The organism is Borborobacter xinjiangensis (genome assembly GCF_047739745.1).
Lineage (GTDB): Bacteria > Pseudomonadota > Alphaproteobacteria > Rhizobiales > Rhizobiaceae > Pseudaminobacter.
The window spans coordinates 1-750 of sequence record NZ_JBLLVA010000094.1 but is presented as its reverse complement, the minus strand read 5'-3'; the positions used below and the strand labels follow the sequence as shown (position 1 = coordinate 750).

Genomic DNA, 750 nt, shown 5'->3' with positions numbered 1-750 from the left:
TCAATCACGGCTACATCGAACTGGGCGGTTTCCGCCTCGGCCGCACCGATTCGCTGTTCACGACCATGACGAACTATGCCGGCGACATCCTCGCCGACGATATTGTTCCTTACGGTCCGTTCGACACCAACCAGATCGCCTACACCTTCACCGGCGGCAACGGCTTCTCGGCCGCGGTCGCGCTCGAAGAAGGCGCTGGTAGCGTTGACCTCGACGGTGACGGTGACGCTGATTACGATCTTTACACGATCGACAGCTATGTGCCGCACGTCGTTGCCGGTGTTGCCTTTACCCAGGGCTGGGGCGGCATCTCGGCTGTGGTTGGCTACGACTCCAACTGGGAAGAGTGGGCCGGTAAGGTTCGCCTTGACGTGAATGCCACCGAGGCGATCTCGCTTTGGGCTATGGCCGGCTACAAGTCGGGTGCGGACGACGGTGACGTATTTGGTCCCGGCACCGACAACCCGAACTTCTACGGCCAGTGGGGTGGCGATTGGGCCGTCTGGGGCGGCGCTGCTTTCCAGATCAACGAAAAGGCGAAGTTCAACGCACAGCTTTCCTATGACGAAGCCGAGAACTTCGCTGCTGTCGCCAACGTTGTCTACGAAGTGGTTCCGGGCTTCGCGGTCACGCCCGAAGTTAACTACCAGGACAACTTCGACGAAGACGATGCCGACGGTGTTGGCGGCTGGCTCCGCTTCCGCCGCTCGTTCTGATCGGCTTACGACTACTTGAAGAAACCCGGCGGGC

The 750-nt window shown here is 60.5% G+C and carries 1 protein-coding gene; it reads left to right on the top strand.

The genetic code is table 11. The features are described from left to right. On the top strand, positions 1-716 hold a 716-nt coding region (locus ACLKMW_RS26480), incomplete at its 5' end, for a porin (protein WP_415727516.1). Between the last annotated feature and the right edge of the window lie 34 nt (positions 717-750).